This is a genomic window from Paraglaciecola mesophila, assembly GCF_009906955.1.
Classification (GTDB): Bacteria; Pseudomonadota; Gammaproteobacteria; order Enterobacterales; family Alteromonadaceae; genus Paraglaciecola; species Paraglaciecola mesophila_A.
Map to the genome: position 1 here is coordinate 2,274,614 of NZ_CP047656.1, position 19,117 is coordinate 2,293,730.

16 protein-coding genes are annotated in these 19,117 nt (G+C 44.3%); 7 read left to right on the forward strand and 9 right to left on the reverse strand.

The window, feature by feature from the left end; genetic code table 11:
• Positions 1 to 31 precede the first annotated feature (31 nt).
• The 7 genes from FX988_RS09645 (at position 32) to FX988_RS09675 (ending at position 7,632) form a co-directional block, all read left to right on the forward strand.
• Positions 32 to 781 carry an SDR family oxidoreductase gene (locus tag FX988_RS09645; RefSeq protein ID WP_160179498.1) on the forward strand — a complete coding sequence of 250 codons (750 nt, stop codon included), beginning with the start codon at positions 32 to 34 and terminating at the stop codon, positions 779 to 781.
• A 112-nt stretch (positions 782 to 893) separates the two neighbouring features.
• Entirely contained in the window at positions 894 to 1,664 is a 771-nt protein-coding gene (locus FX988_RS09650; protein ID WP_160179500.1) for a substrate-binding periplasmic protein, read from the forward strand.
• A gap of 118 nt (positions 1,665 to 1,782) precedes the next feature.
• Positions 1,783 to 2,658, forward strand: coding sequence for a bile acid:sodium symporter family protein (locus FX988_RS09655; RefSeq protein ID WP_160179502.1), 876 nt, complete (start codon positions 1,783 to 1,785; stop codon positions 2,656 to 2,658).
• 259 nt (positions 2,659 to 2,917) lie between these two features.
• Positions 2,918 to 4,111: a benzoate/H(+) symporter BenE family transporter gene (locus FX988_RS09660; RefSeq protein ID WP_201751646.1), complete on the forward strand. Its 1,194-nt coding sequence runs from the start codon at positions 2,918 to 2,920 to the stop codon at positions 4,109 to 4,111.
• A gap of 23 nt (positions 4,112 to 4,134) precedes the next feature.
• Positions 4,135 to 4,776, forward strand: coding sequence for a GntR family transcriptional regulator (locus tag FX988_RS09665; protein WP_160179504.1), 642 nt, complete (start codon positions 4,135 to 4,137; stop codon positions 4,774 to 4,776).
• A 134-nt stretch (positions 4,777 to 4,910) separates the two neighbouring features.
• Positions 4,911 to 6,953 carry a putative bifunctional diguanylate cyclase/phosphodiesterase gene (locus tag FX988_RS09670; protein WP_160179506.1) on the forward strand — a complete coding sequence of 681 codons (2,043 nt, stop codon included), beginning with the start codon at positions 4,911 to 4,913 and terminating at the stop codon, positions 6,951 to 6,953.
• Between the two features lie 94 nt (positions 6,954 to 7,047).
• Complete coding sequence (locus FX988_RS09675) at positions 7,048 to 7,632, forward strand: thymidine kinase (RefSeq protein ID WP_160179508.1); 585 nt, start codon at positions 7,048 to 7,050, stop codon at positions 7,630 to 7,632.
• 72 nt (positions 7,633 to 7,704) lie between these two features.
• Here FX988_RS09675 and ilvN read toward each other — a convergent pair whose 3' ends face one another.
• From ilvN to FX988_RS09720, 9 genes are all read right to left on the reverse strand, one after another.
• Entirely contained in the window at positions 7,705 to 8,202 is a 498-nt protein-coding gene (gene ilvN / locus FX988_RS09680) for an acetolactate synthase small subunit (RefSeq protein WP_007987533.1), read from the reverse strand.
• Positions 8,202 to 9,920 carry an acetolactate synthase 3 large subunit gene (locus FX988_RS09685; protein ID WP_160179510.1) on the reverse strand — a complete coding sequence of 573 codons (1,719 nt, stop codon included), beginning with the start codon at positions 9,918 to 9,920 and terminating at the stop codon, positions 8,202 to 8,204. Before FX988_RS09685 ends, ilvN begins: the two co-directional genes overlap by 1 nt.
• Positions 9,921 to 10,140: 220 nt before the next feature.
• Complete coding sequence (gene maoP / locus FX988_RS09690) at positions 10,141 to 10,509, reverse strand: DUF413 domain-containing protein (RefSeq protein ID WP_160179512.1); 369 nt, start codon at positions 10,507 to 10,509, stop codon at positions 10,141 to 10,143.
• Positions 10,510 to 10,709: 200 nt separating this feature from the next.
• Positions 10,710 to 11,201, reverse strand: coding sequence for a DUF4442 domain-containing protein (locus FX988_RS09695; RefSeq protein ID WP_160179514.1), 492 nt, complete (start codon positions 11,199 to 11,201; stop codon positions 10,710 to 10,712).
• 193 nt (positions 11,202 to 11,394) lie between these two features.
• Positions 11,395 to 11,694, reverse strand: a complete 300-nt coding sequence (locus FX988_RS09700; RefSeq protein WP_007987522.1) for a DUF1244 domain-containing protein — start codon at positions 11,692 to 11,694, stop codon at positions 11,395 to 11,397.
• Positions 11,695 to 11,727: 33 nt separating this feature from the next.
• Positions 11,728 to 12,315, reverse strand: coding sequence for a glutathione S-transferase family protein (locus FX988_RS09705; RefSeq protein ID WP_160179516.1), 588 nt, complete (start codon positions 12,313 to 12,315; stop codon positions 11,728 to 11,730).
• Between the two features lie 135 nt (positions 12,316 to 12,450).
• A complete protein-coding gene (locus FX988_RS09710; RefSeq protein ID WP_160179518.1) occupies positions 12,451 to 15,588 on the reverse strand; it encodes an efflux RND transporter permease subunit in 3,138 nt (1,045 codons plus the stop codon).
• Positions 15,588 to 16,700, reverse strand: a complete 1,113-nt coding sequence (locus FX988_RS09715) for an efflux RND transporter periplasmic adaptor subunit (RefSeq protein ID WP_160179520.1) — start codon at positions 16,698 to 16,700, stop codon at positions 15,588 to 15,590. Before FX988_RS09715 ends, FX988_RS09710 begins: the two co-directional genes overlap by 1 nt.
• A 266-nt stretch (positions 16,701 to 16,966) precedes the next feature.
• Positions 16,967 to 18,988, reverse strand: a complete 2,022-nt coding sequence (locus tag FX988_RS09720; protein ID WP_160179522.1) for an ATP-dependent DNA helicase RecQ — start codon at positions 18,986 to 18,988, stop codon at positions 16,967 to 16,969.
• Positions 18,989 to 19,117: the final 129 nt, after the last annotated feature.

Consider the following 19,117-nt stretch of genomic DNA (forward strand, 5'->3'; position numbering starts at 1 on the left):
CAAACCAGTACATAAAAAGAGAGTCGCCACCATGACAAGAAAAAACATCGTAATTACTGGCGCAAGCTCAGGCTTAGGAAAAGGTATGGCTATTGAGTTTGCCAAGATGGGCCGTAACTTGGGGTTATGCGCCAGACGAGTTGAGCGCTTAGAAGAGTTAAAAGCTGAATTACTTACTATTAATCCAAATATTGATGTGTTTATTCGCCCGTTAGACGTGGACGATCACGCACAAGTTTTTGAGGTAATCAAAGCCTTTGCAGCAGATATGGGCGGACTTGACCGCGTTATCGTTAATGCCGGCATGGGTAAAGGCGCGTCAGTGGGCACAGGTTATTTTCACGCCAACAAACAAACCGCCGTCACCAACTTTGTTTCTGCATTAGCCCAATGTGAAGCCAGTATGGAGATTTTCCGCGAGCAAAATGCTGGGCACTTGGTGACCATCTCTTCAGTCAGTGCAGTGCGCGGCGCGCGACGGGCAATGACCGTATATGCAGCGACCAAAGCAGCCTTGACTTCAATGACAGAAGGCATTCGTATTGACGTGATGAATACCCCTATCAAGGTCACGACCATTCACCCTGGCTTCATCCAAAGTGAAATAAACGAAAAGGTGAAAACCGTCCCTTTTATTGTTGATACCGAAACAGGCTGCAAAGCTATGGTTAAGGCCATTGAAAAAGAGGCAAATAGTAGCTTTGTGCCCACATGGCCTTGGGCCTTGTTTCGCTACATAGCTCGAATAGCACCATTAAGTGTACTGGCAAAAATGAGTTAATCATTGTGTTACTTAGCCCTAATGCAAACAAGCTAGCTGGAAAGTACTACGAAGTGGCTATTTTCAACTATGCTAAAACACATCATGAATTTGCAGTAGAGTGATATTGAGCATGCGCAATAACCAGTGGTGGTTGATTCTTCTTTATATATTAGGGGGAGGATTGGCCCACGCAGCTTCGCAAAAAACCTTTGTCGTAGGTTGCCAAGACATAAATTACTACCCCCACTACAACTTTAACCTGACAGAAGATAAAGGCTACGCATGGGCAGTGTTGGAGGCATTTGCTAAAGAAAGCGGCCATCAATTCGAGTATCGCTCTTATCCTATCAAACGGTTGCAAAGAGCACTGGCTGAAGAACGTATCGATTTCGCCTATCCAGATAATGCAGATTGGCGATCTTTGCATGAACAAATTGATTCACGCAAAACCTTAAGTAAACCCCTAATAAGTGCGATCAGCGGAACCATGGTACTTGCCAAACGCGAGTTTTCTCATATGAGTCAATTTCGCTCCTTGGGAGTTCCCCACGGTTTTACCCCAGTACATTGGCTTGAGCGCATTGCCATCAACCGCTTGAACTTATTCGAAGTGAATACCCCAATCGCGGCAATTAATTTGGTACTCAAAGACAGAGTTGACGGTGCAGACGTTGAATATAACGTCGCACAATACCTGTTAGCGACACCTGAGAAAAAACAAAAAGTGACCTTAGCTAAAAATCTACCTCACGGTCCAGTGACCTTTCATTTGTCCACGATAAAGCAAAAAGACGTTATTCATCAATTGAACGATTTCATCGTATCGAATCAAGCACTGCTTACTCAGTTGCGTCACTATTATCAATTACTAGAACCACAAGACTTACGAGACCGCCTATGACAAATACACTGTAATCTTTCTACCACAGCTAACCTGAAGGCCGTGCACATACGTTCCACCTGATCTTATATCTTTAACCGGCAATGAGTGCCTATTAACCTAGCGAACAATAATAATAATGACCGAATCATTCCTAACCCAATATATAGCCCCATTTGTTCTAGCCCTCATTATGTTTGGCATGGGACTGAGCTTAACCAAAAATGACTTCCAGCAGCTATGGCGTGCGCCTTTACCCATTTTGATTGGGCTGTTTGGGCAACTTCTATTACTGCCAATATTGGCTTATTGTGTGGCCGTTACGTTCGATTTAGCCCCAAACCTCGCCATAGGGATCATGATACTTGCAGCCTGCCCGGGGGGAACAAGTTCCAATATCATCAGTCAATTGGCCAAAGCAAATTTAGCACTTTCGGTCAGCCTTACGGCTATTAGTTCACTGATCTGCGTGCTCACTACCCCCTTAATCATTCAATTTGCCATTGGTCAGTTTGGTCAACAGGAAGCCCAGTCATTCTCTTTGCTTAGCACCACACTCGGCCTAATTTTTATTACCTTAATTCCTGTGCTGATCGGTATTATAATTCGGCACTATTTCGTAGAAAAAGCCATTCGTTGGGAACCCTTTTTCCGTCATCTAGCAACGGCATTTTTGGTGCTGATGATAGTGGCTATTACGATCCAAGAAAAAGACACACTTGCTTCTTCTTTCTCTGCTGTGTTCTCAAGTGCTTTAGTGTTAAATCTACTGGCCATTGTGCTGGGCATAGGCCTAGGCACGTTATTCAAGTTTTCACCGAGAGACAACATCACCCTAGGAATAGAAGTAGGCGTGCAAAATTCAGCTATGGCCATATTAATTGCAGTGACTTTTTTGCAACGGGCCGATTTTGCCGTTGCTCCAGGGGTGTACGGTGTCACTATGTATATTGGAGCCTTCTTGCTTGTACTGTTAGCAAAAAAGTTTCGTTCATCAGCCAGCACTAACGCTTAACAAGCGTCGTAGCGCTGACACAGTGCGCTGTGTCGGCGCGACTTATGCTCTGCTGGTCATAAATCATCCGCGATAAAAATGACGTTACATTGGTCTTTGTTTGCATTTACAAACAACTCCAGGTGACAACGACTATAGGCTACGCGCGGCCGCAGCCTTTGTCCCCTTAAATACCGTTTAATATTAATACTGGGCTAATGGTTTACATCTCTCGATAGGGAGTGCTAAATTTGTATACAAATTTATTAAAGTATACAAAATGAAAAAGCTTATTCAGGATATGAGTCTCTCCGCTATCAGTGCCGGATTTATCGCTGTATTGGTCGGTTTTGCCAGTGCGGTCGCGATTGTATTTCAAGCGGCTCAAGCCGCTGGAGCAAGCCATGGCATGATTGTCAGCTGGATTTGGGCATTGGGGATCGGTATGGGCGTAGGATGTTTAGGTTTGTCTTGGTATTACCGACGTCCCATCATCATTGTTTGGTCGACGCCCGGTGCCGCCTTACTGGCAACTAGCCTAACCGGCGTTAGCATTGAACAAGCTATTGGCATATTTTTATTTGTTGCTGTTTTAACCTTAATCACGGGTATCTCAGGTTGGTTCGATACCTTAACGAGACGTATCCCACTACCTTTAGCCAGTGCGATGTTGGCCGGTATATTACTGCAATTCGGGCTGTCTATTTTCGAATCGTTCGCTGTCGCACCTACGCTGGTAGGTGTTATGTTACTAAGTTATTTTATCACCAAACGACTCATACCTCGCTTCTGTATATTATTAGTATTAATTTGCGGCACGACTTACGCGTGGCTTACAGGTATGTTCGACTTAGCCGCTGTTGAGGTAAGCACCGCGACGCCTGTTTGGGTATCGCCAACGTTTGATTTATCGTTATTAATTGGGGTAGGTTTACCCTTGTTTATCGTGACGATGACTTCACAGAATTTACCGGGTATGGCAGTGCTTAAATCCAGTGGTTATGCGCAACAACCTATATCACCGATTATTTCCACCAGTGGTGTGTTAAATTTAATACTTGCCCCATTTGGAGGGTTTAGTTTTAACTTAGCCGCAATTACCGCCGCCATATGCACCAGCGACGAAGCCCATAAGGATCCAGACAAGCGCTACATCGCTGGGATATCAGCGGGTGTATTTAATATTATTGCTGGACTTGGCGCCACAGTAGTGGTCAGTTTATTCGCAGCATTTCCCTCTGCATTGATTGCCACTCTTGCAGGTTTGGCATTGTTAGGCACCATAGGGGCGAGCCTATTTAGTTCGGTACATGACCCGCAATATCGAGACGCTGCCATTCTCACATTTTTAGTGACTGCCTCGGGTTTATCCTTATTTGATGTTTCCTCTGCTTTTTGGGGATTAATTATAGGTATGCTGACACTGTTGTTCAGTGCGAAACGCCAGCCTAAACCTGACGCTAACCAAGGATAATGGACTGTACAAAGCGAACGCCTATGCCTAACCGAAAAACCCACACGCTTTATCAACAACTTAAAAAAGATATAGTGCAAGGTAAGTTGCCAGAAAAACAGGCCTTAAAACAAGCCCAACTTGCTGAACGCTATGGCGTGAGCCGTATTCCCATTCGGGATGCTATACAACGGCTGAAAAATGAAGGTTGGCTAGTAGAGCATGGAAAATCCAGTGTAATGTTACGCCCGTTGAACGCAGATGACGCCCAAGATTTATATTTAATGCGCATGCATCTTGAGCCAATGTTGTTAGCCCACGCTGCACCGCATATCAATTTTGAAACGCTAGGCAAAGCTCGTGACATTCTGCTGCAACTGCAAGGGATTTCCCCTGACGATATACTATTAAACGGTGAACTTAATTGGCAATTTCATCGCTGTTTGTACGCACCAGCGAACCGTGCGGCGCTGTTTGACACCATAGCTCACTTGCATTTGTTATGCGCCAGATATATAGGTTTTCATGAAACGGAACTCGCCTATTTTAACCGCAGCCAAGATGAGCATGATGCTTTGCTAAACGCATTGTCAGCTAACCAGTACGAAAGAGCCGGAGACATACTCAGTCAGCATATTCAAATCGCGGGAGAACAACTGGTCAAATATCTTATACAAAGGTATTAAAGCAGCTGTTACTTTTTCCATCAATTTACGGTAAATTGTTCGCCTAATAGCAATAAATTTACGTTGCGGTTTGCTTCTTAAGGTGTGTTAGGCAGACTAAAAACAAAAAATTAATTCACCGATTTAGGATAAGAGTGACGGATACTTCTACCGATTTACGTGCACTAAACAATCAGGATGCTGCTAAATTGCTTTACAGTAATACAGGTGCAGCCTGTTTTATAACGCTTGCGTCAAGTAGTGTACTTGCGTTTGGCTTTGCTAATCCAGAGATTCATTTGATTAAGCAAGCATGGTGGTTGTGTATGTTAGTGGTGTTAGTATTACGCTTTTTAGACGGCCTTTATTGGCGGCGAGTCATAAAACCCAAGCGAGACTTCGACGGCGAAGCAGCACAAATACGCTTTGGTATAGGCTGTATTGCCACTGCAATTATTTGGACCACCTTACCATTACTCACCTTCTCCCATGTGACTTTGCTTGAGTTCTCTGTCATGATCATCGTTTTATCTTCCATGGCAGCTGGAGGGCAATCAGTCTTAGCAGCCAATGCGCGAATTTCTATCTCCTATGCACTGATACTCCTAGTACCTATTTCTATCTTGGGTGTTATTTCTAATGAAGATTATCGAGTGATGCTCGGCGGCTTAGGTTTAGTCTTCAGTATTGGCTTGGTTTTTACCTATTCTAAAGCGGTCAGGTTCACCCTTGACTCCATCAATACCAGAAATATGAACATGACGATGAGTGAGCAACTTCGTCAAGAAAAACAACAATTAGACAAGGTCAATCGAGAGCTCAGTGACGCTTACGACAAACTCAATATTGTTAATAATACTCTTGAAGAACAAGTCAGTAAGCGAACAGAAAAAATAGCCCAACTGTCTTATTTAGACCCTTTGACCCAGTTAATGAATCGTAAAGCCTTTACTCAAACCTTAGATAAGTTAGCCATTAGAGCGAAACAAAGTAACAGCGAATTGGCTTTGTTGTTTATCGATCTCGATGGCTTTAAAAAAATCAATGACACCATGGGCCACCAAGTCGGTGACAGCGTTTTACAAGAAGTAACCCGCCGCATCAGTGCGTTCTCAGATGATAATAAAATCGGACGCTGGACGGGCGATGAGTTTTTAGTCGCCCTGCCCTACAGTGACGCACCGACCGCTAAAGCGATCGCAAGCGCCATCATTACCAGTATTTCTCAAGCAATTTCAGTAAACAACAATAGCGTGCATTTAGGGGCAACCGTTGGCATTGCGATGTGTCCAGAACACAGCACCAAAGCCACTGAGTTAATTCAGTTTGCGGACTTAGTTATGAGTGAGCAAAAGGTCACGCCAAATCGCACACCTGTGATATTCAGCAATGAATTACAACAAAGAGTCATTGACACGCAAGCCATTCTAGAAGGGTTACAGCAAGCGACCGCACGACGTCAGCTTTACCTATGCTACCAACCGATCGTTTCTGCTAAAGACAGTTCATTTTGCGCGTTTGAAGCGCTATTACGCTGGGATTTTGATGGTCGGTTTATCGGCCCAGACCAGTTTATTCCATTAGCTGAAAAATCAGGGCTAATTAAAGAAATAGGCGCTTGGGTACTCAACAGAGCCTGCATGGACGCAAGTCAGTGGCAATACGCCCATAACGCAGCCGTTTCAGTGAATGTATCGATTATTCAGCTAATGGATGATAGCTTTATTCGGGCGTTAGACAATGCCCTTCGCAGCAGCGGGCTAGCCCCTGAGCGTCTGCATCTGGAGATCACTGAATCTATTTTTGTCGATAACAAAATTAAAATTAAACAACAGCTCGAAGCAATTCAGGCCCGCAAAGTTCATGTGTCTATTGATGACTTTGGTACAGGTTATTCATCCCTGTCTCAATTGCAGACTTTGTCTGTTAATCAGGTCAAAATCGATAAGTCGTTTATCGACAATATGCATCACAACGGCGAAGCCATTATCCGCGCAACCTTGTTTATCGCCAGTGAGCTTAACTGTAAAACCGTCGCAGAGGGGGTTGAAACCCTTGAGCAAGCGCTCGCCTTAAAAGCCATGGGTGTGGATTACTTACAAGGGTTTTATTTTGCAAAACCCATGCGCAACGCTCAGCTAATCGATTGGCAAAATCCGATAACCGATATAACAACGCCGTCTGCACAAGCGAAATAGCATTTGGGAGCTTACATTAACCTTGATATCCGCTAACATAGCCTGACAATAATAACGCACAGCAAGCGCACTGCTTATCAGGATCCCTCGTTTCATGGCCCAGCTCTATTTTTACTACTCTGCAATGAATGCAGGTAAATCTACCTCGTTACTTCAATCAGCTTATAACTACAAAGAGCGTGGCATGCGCGCTGCCATTTTTACCGCTGCCTTAGACGACCGATTCGGTATAGGCAAAGTGGCCTCGCGCATTGGATTAGAAGCCAGTGCACACCTTTTTAACAGCACCAGTGACTTACAAGAGCAAATATCGACTTTGCATAGCGACAAGAAATTAGATTGTGTTTTTATCGACGAAGCTCAGTTTTTAAATAAACAGCAAGTACAGCAACTCGTATCTGTAGTCGATGATTTAGATATTCCCGTTTTGGCTTATGGCCTGAGAACTGACTTTGTAGGGGAGACCTTCGAAGGTAGCCGCTATTTAATGGCTTGGGCCGATAAACTCATCGAGCTAAAAACCATTTGTCACTGCGGGCGAAAGGCGACCTTTGTGGTGCGCTTGGATGAACACGGTTGCGCAGCAAAAGAAGGCGCGCAAGTGGAAGTCGGCGGCAACGACCGATATGAATCTATGTGTCGCAAGCACTTCAAAGCCCTTGTTTGGGATCAGGCTTAGCAAGTAATACCATATATTCACGGCACAAAAAAAGGCTCATATTTGAGCCTTTTTTACATGTGGGATTACCCTTTACGGACGTAGTGCTTTATCACCACGGGCTAGACCACATATACCGGTGCGTGACGCCTCAATGATTTCAGTACTTTGAGCAAGTACATTCGCAAAGGCATCTAACTTGTCACTCGTGCCTGTTACTTGAATGGTATAGTTGTTTAGGTCCACATCAATGATCTGTGCACGGAAAATATCCACATTGCGGTTCACTTCTGCACGAACGAGTTCACTACGAGTAGCGACCTTAATCAACATAAGTTCCCGCTCAACATGACTACCATTGGTGAGGTCAGTTACTTTAAGCACATCAATCAGCTTATTCACCTGCTTAGTGATTTGCTCGATAACTTTGTCGTCAGCTTGAGTTGTAATAGTCAGTCGAGACAAACTTTTGTCGTCGGTTGCCGCAACACATAAGGAATCAACGTTATAACCACGCTGAGAAAACACACCCACAATACGTGATAAAGCACCTGGGGCGTTTTCCATTAACACTGAAATAATACGTTTCATTATGTACGCTCCGTTTTGCTTAATCTCATATCATCCATAGCGCCGAATTTAATTTGCATTGGGTATACATGTTCGTTTTGATCTACGGCGATATCCATAAAGACCAAACGATCCTTCTCTGCAAAACAACGCTCCATGGCCGCGTCTAATTCATCAGGATGCTCAACACGAATACCAATATGACCATATGCTTCGGCAAGTTTAACGAAATCAGGCATTGAATCCATGTAAGAACTTGAGTAACGGCTCTTATAGTTCATGTCTTGCCATTGGCGAACCATGCCCAGTGCGCGGTTATTCAATGAAATAATTTTAATCGGTAACTTATATTGCAAGCACGTCGACAGCTCTTGGATATTCATTTGAATACTGCCGTCTCCAGTAATAACCACTGAAGTCGCATCACGATGGGCCATTTGTACACCCATAGCAGCAGGCAAGCCAAAGCCCATGGTGCCCAAACCGCCTGAGTTGATCCAGCGACGGGGCTTGGCAAACGGATAATATAATGCAGCAAACATCTGGTGTTGACCTACATCTGAGCTCAAGTAAGCGTCACCATTGGTATGCTTGTAAACCGATTGAATGACTTCTTGTGGCTTGATGAGTTTGTCGTCTTTCTTAAAGTCTAAACAGTTGCGTCCGCGCCATTGTTCAATTTGCTCCCACCAATCAGCTAATTTATCCTTTTGCTTAGCCGTATCAATATCACCCATTTGCGCAAGTAACTGCTTGGCGACTTGATCAACACTGCCCACGACAGGCACATGCACAGCAACTGTTTTAGAAATAGAAGCAGGGTCAATATCTACATGAATAATGGTTGCATGGGGACAAAACTTTTCAACATTATTGGTAACCCGGTCATCGAAACGTGCCCCTAACGCTAATATACAATCCGCGTTATGCATCGCTTTATTTGATTCTAATGTACCGTGCATTCCCAACATACCTAGGCTTTGCTCATGCACGCCAGAAAATGCACCCAGCCCCATCAAAGTAGAGGTAACAGGCAAGTTTAGTTTCTCAGCGATTTCAGTGACCAACTCACTGGCTTGGGCAGCAATAGCACCGCCGCCTACATATAAAATAGGACGCTTGGCTTCAAGCAACACTTTCGATGCTTTCTTAATTTGCTTACTGTGACCCTTAAGTGTTGGGTTGTAAGAGCGCATAGTGACATCTTCAGGGAACTGATACGGATGCTCTTCAAGTACATTAACTATGTCTTTTGGCAAATCGACGACCACAGGACCAGGACGCCCAGTGTTGGCAATATAATAAGCTTTAGCGATAGCTTCAGGAATATCGACAGCGCGCTTAACGAGGAAACTGTGTTTAACCACAGGGCGCGAACAACCGACCATATCGGTTTCTTGGAAAGCGTCTTCGCCAATATGCATTGAAGGCACTTGACCAGACAAGATAACCATTGGAATGGAATCCATATACGCAGTGGCAATACCCGTTAGCGTATTGGTAGCACCGGGGCCAGACGTGACCAACACAGTGCCTGTAACACCTGTAGAACGGGCATAACCATCCGCCATGTGCGCAGCGCCTTGCTCGTGGCGAACCAGCACGTGTTCTACATCTTCTTGCGCGTACAATGCATCATATATATCTAAAACGGCTCCACCGGGATAACCGAATACGTGCTTAACCCCAAGGTCTTTTAGGGTTCGCACAACCATTGCGGCGCCTGACATCATTTCCATCGGCTACTCTCCTAAAAAGTTGTTAAAAAAAAGGTTTCGGCACAATATCGCTACCAAACGAACGAAAACTATACTTGAGCGAAGAGGAAGATTAAACAGGAAATGCAATAAAAGTGAGATATATATCCCAATATAGCAATATATTAGGATATATCTTTCGATTTACAGGGTAAGATTCATTTAAATAGGATAATTTTACGAATTTCAGACTGAAATAAGGTTAATCATCCAGTTCAATTTCTAAGTCACTATCTTCAGACATGTCATCGTCATTACTCTGAGTTGGCGGTCTACTACCGTAAATATTACCAAGTTTAGGCCGATGTATGCGCTTATCATACTTAGACCATGCTTTTTCAGCGATCGTACTGGGGTCTTTTTCCCCCTTGGCCACGGCTAAAAATGAGATATCTTCTTCACATTCAGGTTCAATTCGGCCATCAAGCAAGGCAGTAATTAAACAACCATATTGGCTCAGTGCTTTACTTTCAGAAATTGAAAAGTCACCTGAACGTGAAAAACCATAAGGATAGTTTTTAGGATCGCTAAAAACACGTTGAAACATCGATGCTCTTGAAAGTTGTGCCATGATGGCATCCCCAAATTAAATTAAGTGAAAGACTAAAATGTTTGGCTAGTGCCAACCTGCTTTATAATTTAAATCCGAAATCTGTCAATATTTTTCCTAAGATTTTATATACGATTTTTTTCCGAAAAATAACCTTTCAAATACTATTGTTTCTATGGAATTTATATGACAATCATTTAGGCGCAACGGACAAGGTATTTTTACGACCGTTTCGGTACCCATGCCCAGATCATTTCACACACAACAGGTTCAATGCCGGTTTCATCGGTCACCTTAACTTGTACGTTAATTTCCCCTTTTTCTTGTTCGCAAAGCAACTTAATTTGCTCGTCTGTTAACTCAGCGACGGCCTTCATGTCTCCTGTGGCCCGCTTGACGTAATTTAGATTCATACACTTAATCAGCGGTAGTTTATCTCCAGGCAAATTAATCCCCACAATAAACCCTGTGGCTGACTCAGCTAATAAAGCCATCGCCGCAGCGTGCACACTGCCAATATGGTTTTGTACTTTCTTGCGATTCTTCATTCGGTATTCGACCTGTTGGCCGTCCGTTGCCACAACATCGATACTGGTTGTGCCGGCAAGTTTAACCTTATGGCGAAAGACTTTCGTCATTAAGAATGCGCTAATCGGCGCAGGATATTGGTTTACTTTTTCAACGAACTTTTTAAGGGGATTAGAAGCAGACATGTTGTCACCTGTTATCTGGTTTGACCAGATGACAGTGTGCCAACAAGATTTACAAGTTACAAACAATTAATAAATCAAATAAGTAATGTATAAAAAGGGGTTAGTGAGAGTGTTAGTGAGAATGAGCAAAATAGTGAGGTTAACCAGCCCCCCCTAAGCACTGCTGGGGGGAGCGGTCAGTCTCGTCGGCTATTTAACCGCAAGGATTCTGACGTTTTTCAAATGCCTCTAGTTGTTCAGGTGTGGCGGGGGTTTGATATTTTGCTTTCCATTCAGCGAACGGCATCCCGTAAATGGCTTCTCTTGCTTGGTCGTAATCTATCTCAACGCCCTGCTCTTTTGCACCGGCCATGTACCATTTAGACAGACAATTACGGCAAAAATCAGCCAAAATCATCAAATCGATATTCTGTACATCTTTGTTCTCATCCAAATGCTTCACAAGTTGACGAAATGCAGCGGCTTGCGCTTGTGTTTGCTGTTCTGGTGTCATAATTTACCTTTATATTCATCGCAAAAATGCAGACTACATTCTGGGGTCAGTTGCCGTGACTTCAATGCGTTGGGTGTTTTCCTGATGAAAATTAAGCAATGCGCGTAAACCTTTTAAATTGTGCAGATTTCTAAACTCTATCCAATCGATCAAGCTAAACAAGCAGATAGCTGGGTAGTGCCAACGATCGAACAACCCTTCTTGTACTTGTTCATCCAATTCGGCGAGAACATTATTCACACGCTCTTTTTGTAGTTTAAAAAACAACTTGTCGGTATCGGCAACCACATCAGACTGAGACAACTGGAACATTTGCACTAAGCTGTCGTTAACCGCATCAATGAGGGTTAGTTGGTTTTCTTGAGGCCAACTTAGCGCCGGAAAGTCATGCTGTTCACATAGGTAACGAAATATCACGCGTGAATCATAGAGAATGGCGCTCTTACCTTGATCTATATACTCTAGCGCCGGTACTTTCATAGCTGGATTTTTGGTAATTAAAATTTCACGCCCAGCCTGTTCATATATGTTCATATTCACAAATTCATGCTCAATATTTGCCAGCCAGATACGTAAACGGCGCACATAAGGAGAAGTAGTGGAGCCATATAGCTTGTACATATAAATACCCTTACAGAATAAATTGATGACTAAATAATAGCGGAAAAAAAGATTGAACTTTAGTCTAATGCGAAAGTAAAAAGTTCCTAGCTGGCCATGCTTTAAAACTCATTATTAAAGCATGACCTATAGCAATTAATTGTATTTAATGGCGTTCAATGTATCAACTGTCTGGCCAGATGCCGCTTTGCGCAGCTCTCTACCGGCTTTCAACGCTAATAAACTCGGTGTTAATACCAAGGTTAACAAGGTAGCAAATGCTAAGCCCCCCGCAACGGCGGTGGCCAATTGCGACCACCACTGGGTTGATGGTCCGCCAATATCCACATTACGGCCGATAAAATCGATATTAATCTCAGCAACCATGGGCAGTAACCCTAATATGGTGGTTACCGTGGTCATCAGTACTGGACGCAGACGTTGGGCGCCGGTACGTAAAATGGCATCGCTTGCACTATAACCTTCCTTGCGCAATATGTTGTAGGTGTCAATTAACACGATATTGTTGTTAACCACTATCCCCGCTAACGCAATTACCCCAATGCCCGACATAACCACCCCGAACGGCTTTTGGAAAATAGCCAGACCCAAGAATACGCCAACGGTGGAAAACAACACCGCACTTAAAATTAGAAATGCCTGATAGAAGCTATTAAATTGTGTGACGAGAATAATCGCCATGACAAATAATGCCACCATAAATGCGTTCATCAGAAAACCTTGGGATTCCGCCTGTTCTTCATTTTGACCTTTTACCGACAGAGTCACTCTTGGATCTAGATTTAACTCAGGTAACTGCGCTTGTAGTTTGGGTAACTCGATGCTTAACAACTCGCCCGGTGCCATATTGGCTTCAACAGTTATCACCCGCTCGCTATCAACATGACGAATTAAGTCCGTTTTGGGCTGGGCTTTACGTTCTACAAAATTGCCGATCGGCACCATGCCGGTTGCGGTTTTCATGCGCAGCTCATCAAGTTTACCGATAAAGCGCGAGTCGATAGGATAACGCACACGAATATCAAGCTCATCGTCCACATCATCAGGACGATATTCACCAATCTTTAAGCCATTCGTAACGAATTGTACCGTGCTTCCGACTAACGTGGCATCTGCACCAAAGCGAGCAGCATCACTGCGATCCACCCGCAATTGCCATTCGATGCCCGGCTGGGAGGCTGTATCACTGATAGAAGTAAATTTCTCATTTTCATCTAAGGCGTGACGCACCGTTAACGCCGCCTCATTGAGCAATTCTGGATAGCGAGACGATAACTGAATCTGTAAGTCTTTACCTGATTGTGGCCCATTTTGATCAGGGGTTATTTCAATATCTAACCCAGGCATGTCAGCTAAACGTTCTTGGGTTTCTTTTAGCACCTCATCTGAATGAGGGCGTAAGTGCCAATCTACCAAATTTAAACGCAAGTAACCGATTTGATCTTGCCCACCCGTGCGCGCATAAAGCGTTTCGATGGCATCCATATCAATAAGCTTTTCTTCCACTTCTTGAATAATGGCGTCTTTTTCGTAAATCGACATCTCACCCGATGAACGCACCGTCACATTAATGCCACTACTGTCGACTTTAGGGAAAAACTCCAACCCAAGCCCAGAGGAAAAGTACGCAAAGAACGACAGCCCAGCCACCACAAAAGCAATCATTAATACCTTCCACGGATTACTGATTGCCTTGGCTAAAACGCGTACATAACGCCCGGTAAATCCACTTAATTTGGTTAAATCACCATTTTCTGCAATCAGCATTTGCTCTTTTGCCTTTGCTGAAATGGTTTGTGGCTTACCAAATACCGCTCCAAGGGTTGGCACAAATACTAAGGCCATTAATAATGATGCTGACAGCACAGCAATAAGGGTGAAAGGTAAATACTTCATGAACTCGCCCATCATGCCTGGCCAGAACATCAAAGGAGCAAACGCCGCAAGCGTCGTTGCCGTTGAAGCGATAATGGGCCAAGCCATACGCTGAGCGGCTTTTAAATAGGCCTCTTGCTTGGTTGCGCCCTCACCCATGCACCTATCAGCGTATTCAGTGACCACAATAGCACCGTCGACCAACATACCCACGGCCATGATTAAGGAGAACAAGACAACCGTATTCAGGGTATAACCAAACATGGCGATAATAAGAATACCTGTCAGAAATGAGCCAGGAATCGACACTCCAACTAGAATGGCAGTACGCAGACCTAAAATTGCCACAATCACCACGGCGACCAAAATAACCGCACTCGACACGTTATTTTGCAGATCACCAAGCATCATGTTGACGTCAACACTCTGATCGCCTGTGTAACTCACATACACACTACTGGGCCACATCGCCGTTTGCTGAGCGCCCTCAATCAGCTCTTTTACATGGGCGACGGTTTCAAGCAGGTTTTCACCTGGGCGTTTTTTCACTTCCAATGAGACAGAGTTATCACCATTTAAGCGGGCAAAACTTGATGGGTCTTTATAAGAACGACGAACTTGAGCCACATCCTGAAAGGTAATAACACGTTCACCTTCTACTTTAACCGGCTGCTCCATTACGTCTTTCACTGATTCAAATACCGAAGGTACCTTAACCGCAAAACTCCCCTTGCCGTTGTCCATAGTCCCTGCTGGTACAAGGCGGTTATTGCGCGATAACAAGTTAAGAATATCGTTTTGGTCCAGTCCGTAGGATTCCATTAATAAAGGGTCGACAACAATTTCAACTATGTCTTCACGGTCACCACCAATATCCACTTCCAGCACTTCGCTTAGACTTTCTAACCGATTTTGCAATTCTCTGGCGACCGTCACCAACGCGCGCACCGCCACCGGACCAGACAACACCACTGTAATCGCGGCTTGCTGACCTGCCATGGTCACTTCATGGATCGTCGGTTCTTCTGTTTCTGAGGGCAGCTTAGCGCGCGCTACTGTAACCTTGTCACGCACGTCGGCTAACGCGTCTTTTGAATTAAGGCCGGCGATAAACTCTAAAGTGATACTCGCAAAGCCTTCCCCGGCGGTGGCTTTCATTTCTTTTAAGCCGTCAATAGAGCGAAGCTCCCGCTCCATAGGTTTAACCAGCATGCGCTCAGCATCTTCAGGAGAAATTCCATCGTGAACAATCGATACGTAAATAAAGGGGATCGGTACGTCAGGATTTGCTTCTTTAGGAATGGTGGCATAGGTCACTGCACCGGCGACAATAAGCAACACAAACATCATCAGTACAGTACGGCTATGGGTCAGGGCCGCAGCAATAATATTATTCATTATTTTGCCTGCTCAATGAGATCGTTTTCGATGTAGGTCACTTTGACTTTGTCACCGTCACGCACAAAGCCGTGGCCTAAGGTGATCACATCTGTGACTTCGCCCATGCCACCAAGCCACACTCCTTGACTGTCGCTTTTTACAATATCAATAGGGATAAATTTAACATGTTCATTCACCACGGTTTTAACCCCCAAGTTACCCGCTTCATCTAGCGCCATCACCGAAGGTGTAATACGCACAGCCAAAGTGGTTTTAAGGGGAATAGACAGTTCAGTGCTCATACCCGCCAGAAAAATATTCTGTGGATTTTCAAGAGCAACCTCCACATTAAAGGTATTTGTGCCCATGTCAGATACACTGGAAATGTAGCGAATGGTACCTGTGACTGTATCTCCAGAGACCATGCGGGCTGAAGCTTGCTGCCCTAAAGTGAGTGCACGCACATCACTTTCGGTCACATCCGCGCTAATGATCAGAGGGTTTAGATCCACCAGCATAGCCACTTCATCGCCGTCTTTTAACAAATCACCCAGCTCAACAAAGCGCTCATTGACTATGCCATCAAAAGGCGCTCTCAAGGTCGATTTTGACAAAGCCAATTCCAATGTACTGACCTCAGATGCAGCAGTTTCTAAATTTGCTTGGGCTTGCGCCAGATTGACTTTTGACTGATAGCCTTTTTGCCCGAGAGACTTGGCACCTTCTAACTCGATTTTACGTTGAGACAAAGTCGACTTGGCAGATTTCAGACGATTGAGCAGATCACTGGTTTCAATATCGACTAAAGGCTCGCCTTGTTTGATGGACTGCCCTTCTTGCACGTAGATTTTTTCGACTAAGCCGTTCACTTCACTGCGTAACGTCACTTCTCGGTTCGGTTCGGTGCGGCCGTACAAATTAATTTCTCTGGCAACCGATTGGGCGTTTACTCGCTCAGCTCGCACACTGACTAAACTGGGTGCCCTGTGCTTGGCTTCTTTGCGTGCTTGGGCATCGTCAGTTTGTTCCGCGAATAACATGCCGGATGCAACCCAAAGCGTCAGTAAAATAAGAATAACAAGCGCTATCCAGTAAGGTTGTAAACGAAGGGTTTGCATCAACTTTGACATGTAATTTCCTATACGACGAAGGCTTGAGCTGTGTGTTTTTGCATTAGCATACAACTATGGGCTTATTAGTGAAGCAGTTAAATGTTACCAGAATGTAAATATATGGTTTTTATGGCTTATTCAGTAACAAGTTATGTCTTTTTTATGATTTTACACTCATATTATCGACAAATCGTACATTTTCCCCTGACAAAAATTAAAAATAACAGGGCTCGTATAACAGCAATTGTCATGAGCACTGACTCTATTAAAAAATTGCGAACGAATTACGTTGCCAAGATATTTCTTACTATCGTTTTGACAGCTAAATAACGGTTTTTTTCGCACAGCGCATATCCCCTTACCTGTCGTATTTTTAAGCGTGTGAATAAAGGCATTGTCATGCCCGTTAGAAAACGGCAGTAGGTGTCTTCACCAAGTTGATACTCAACTTTTCCGGCGATGTGCGCGGCTAACGCTTGCATCGCTTCGGCCACCGCAAGTTCATCTATATCACTCACCTCTTTGGTGACCTGAAAATGCGCTACCTGCCCACGGCATACGCTACAGTGCCCACATTGTATTGGTGCATTTTGATCATCGAAGTAGCGCGACAAACTGTGACTCAGGCATTTATCTAACTGAAAAAAGCGCACTAACATAGCGATACGCTGCAACTCTTTTTGTTCCTTTTCGCTAAAATAACCATGTAGTGTTTCGGCTAAATCAGCTTGCTCTATCGCCGTACTATTGACTTGATATACCTCAGTCATTTGCTTGGTTTGCAGTTCAATCAGTTGATGCTGTTGAAGGTACTCTAGTGCCGCTACCACGCGAGAGCGCTCGGCTCCGGTTTGCTCATATAAGGTGTCGAAGTTCAAACTGCCCCACACCTTCTTAAAGTCGGTGTGGTCGAATACGCTGTTTAAAAAAGCTTGACGCTTTTCATCAAAGCGCGCCAAAACATCGGCTTTATCCTGTAAAAACTTGAAGCGTACGTCAGCAAAGTAGGTATATTGCGGGCGAACAATCCCCATAAGTTCTAGCTGAACTAAAAGCGTTTTTAGCGGTAGTTGCCGAATGTTGCTATGGGTTGAAAGGCTGTGAATTTGTACTTCCCATTGGCCGTCAAAGTTAATATCAGCAGTGGTTTTACTCAGAGCTTGTGTGTTGCGGCTTTGAATACCTTGGCTAATATCGTCTAATACAATTTGGATCCCTTGTAATTCAGGGGTATCACCATAAACAAAATTCTCTACTGTGTTCAGGCCATCCAAATTGCCCAGTGTGATGCAACGCGAAGGTTGACCATCTCGACCTGCTCTACCAATTTCTTGGCTGTAATTCTCGATTGATTTAGGTAAATCATAATGCACCACAAAACGAATATCTGACTTGTCGATCCCCATACCAAATGCAATCGTAGCCACCACCACTTGGGTGCGACCGAGCATAAAATCTTGCTGTACCTGCTGACGAACCTCATCGCCTAACCCGGCATGATACGCTTTAGCCAACACACCAGAGGCCGCCAAGCCCGCGGCGACTTGCTCTGCAGTATGTTGCAAGGTGACATAAACAATACCGCAACCTTGTTGCTGTTTAATGAGCTGTAAAAGAGTTGAGGCTTTTTGCTGTTCTTGAGTAGGGATAACATTCAGATCTAAGTTTTCTCGATAAAAGCCTGTTTGCACTATGTGCTCAGGTGCGATGGCAAAGCGCTTGGCCATATCAAGTTTAACTTTTTTCGTTGCCGTGGCGGTTAACAGCAAGACCAAAGGGATATTCAGTTGCGCTTTATAATCCGGTAGTTTTAAGTAGTCGGGTCGAAAATTATGCCCCCATTCAGAAATACAGTGTGCTTCATCAATGACGAGCATCGATACTGGGACGCTGTCGATAAACTGGCGGAAACGCTCATTCTTAAAGCGCTCCACCGATACCATTAAAATCTTGATTTCACCGTTTTGTACCCGCTCCATGGTATTGCGTTGCTCATCTGGACTTAACGTTGAATCAATACTACCGGCTGGGATCCCTTTGGTTTGCAAAAACGCTAACTGGTCTTTCATAAGAGCCAATAATGGCGATACCACTAACGTCAAATGAGGTAAGTGTACCGCGCAAAATTGGTAGCATAAGGATTTACCTGAGCCGGTGGGAAATATAGCAAGAGATGAATGGCCACCCAGTAGCTGGGAAACAACCTGTTGCTGGCCTGTGCGAAACTGATTAAAGCCAAATATACTGGCGAGGCTATCCTGCTGTGCTTGAGTATTATCCGCGATATGATGAAGGCTATTTGACATGGCGTATTCCTTTTGCCTTCGAAAACTCCAATGCAGAATGAACGTGAGCCTGATTTCTTTGACCTAGCTGAAAAAGAAACCCATGACGTCCACAAACCATGAAAAGGAAACGAGCGACAGTGTAATTGT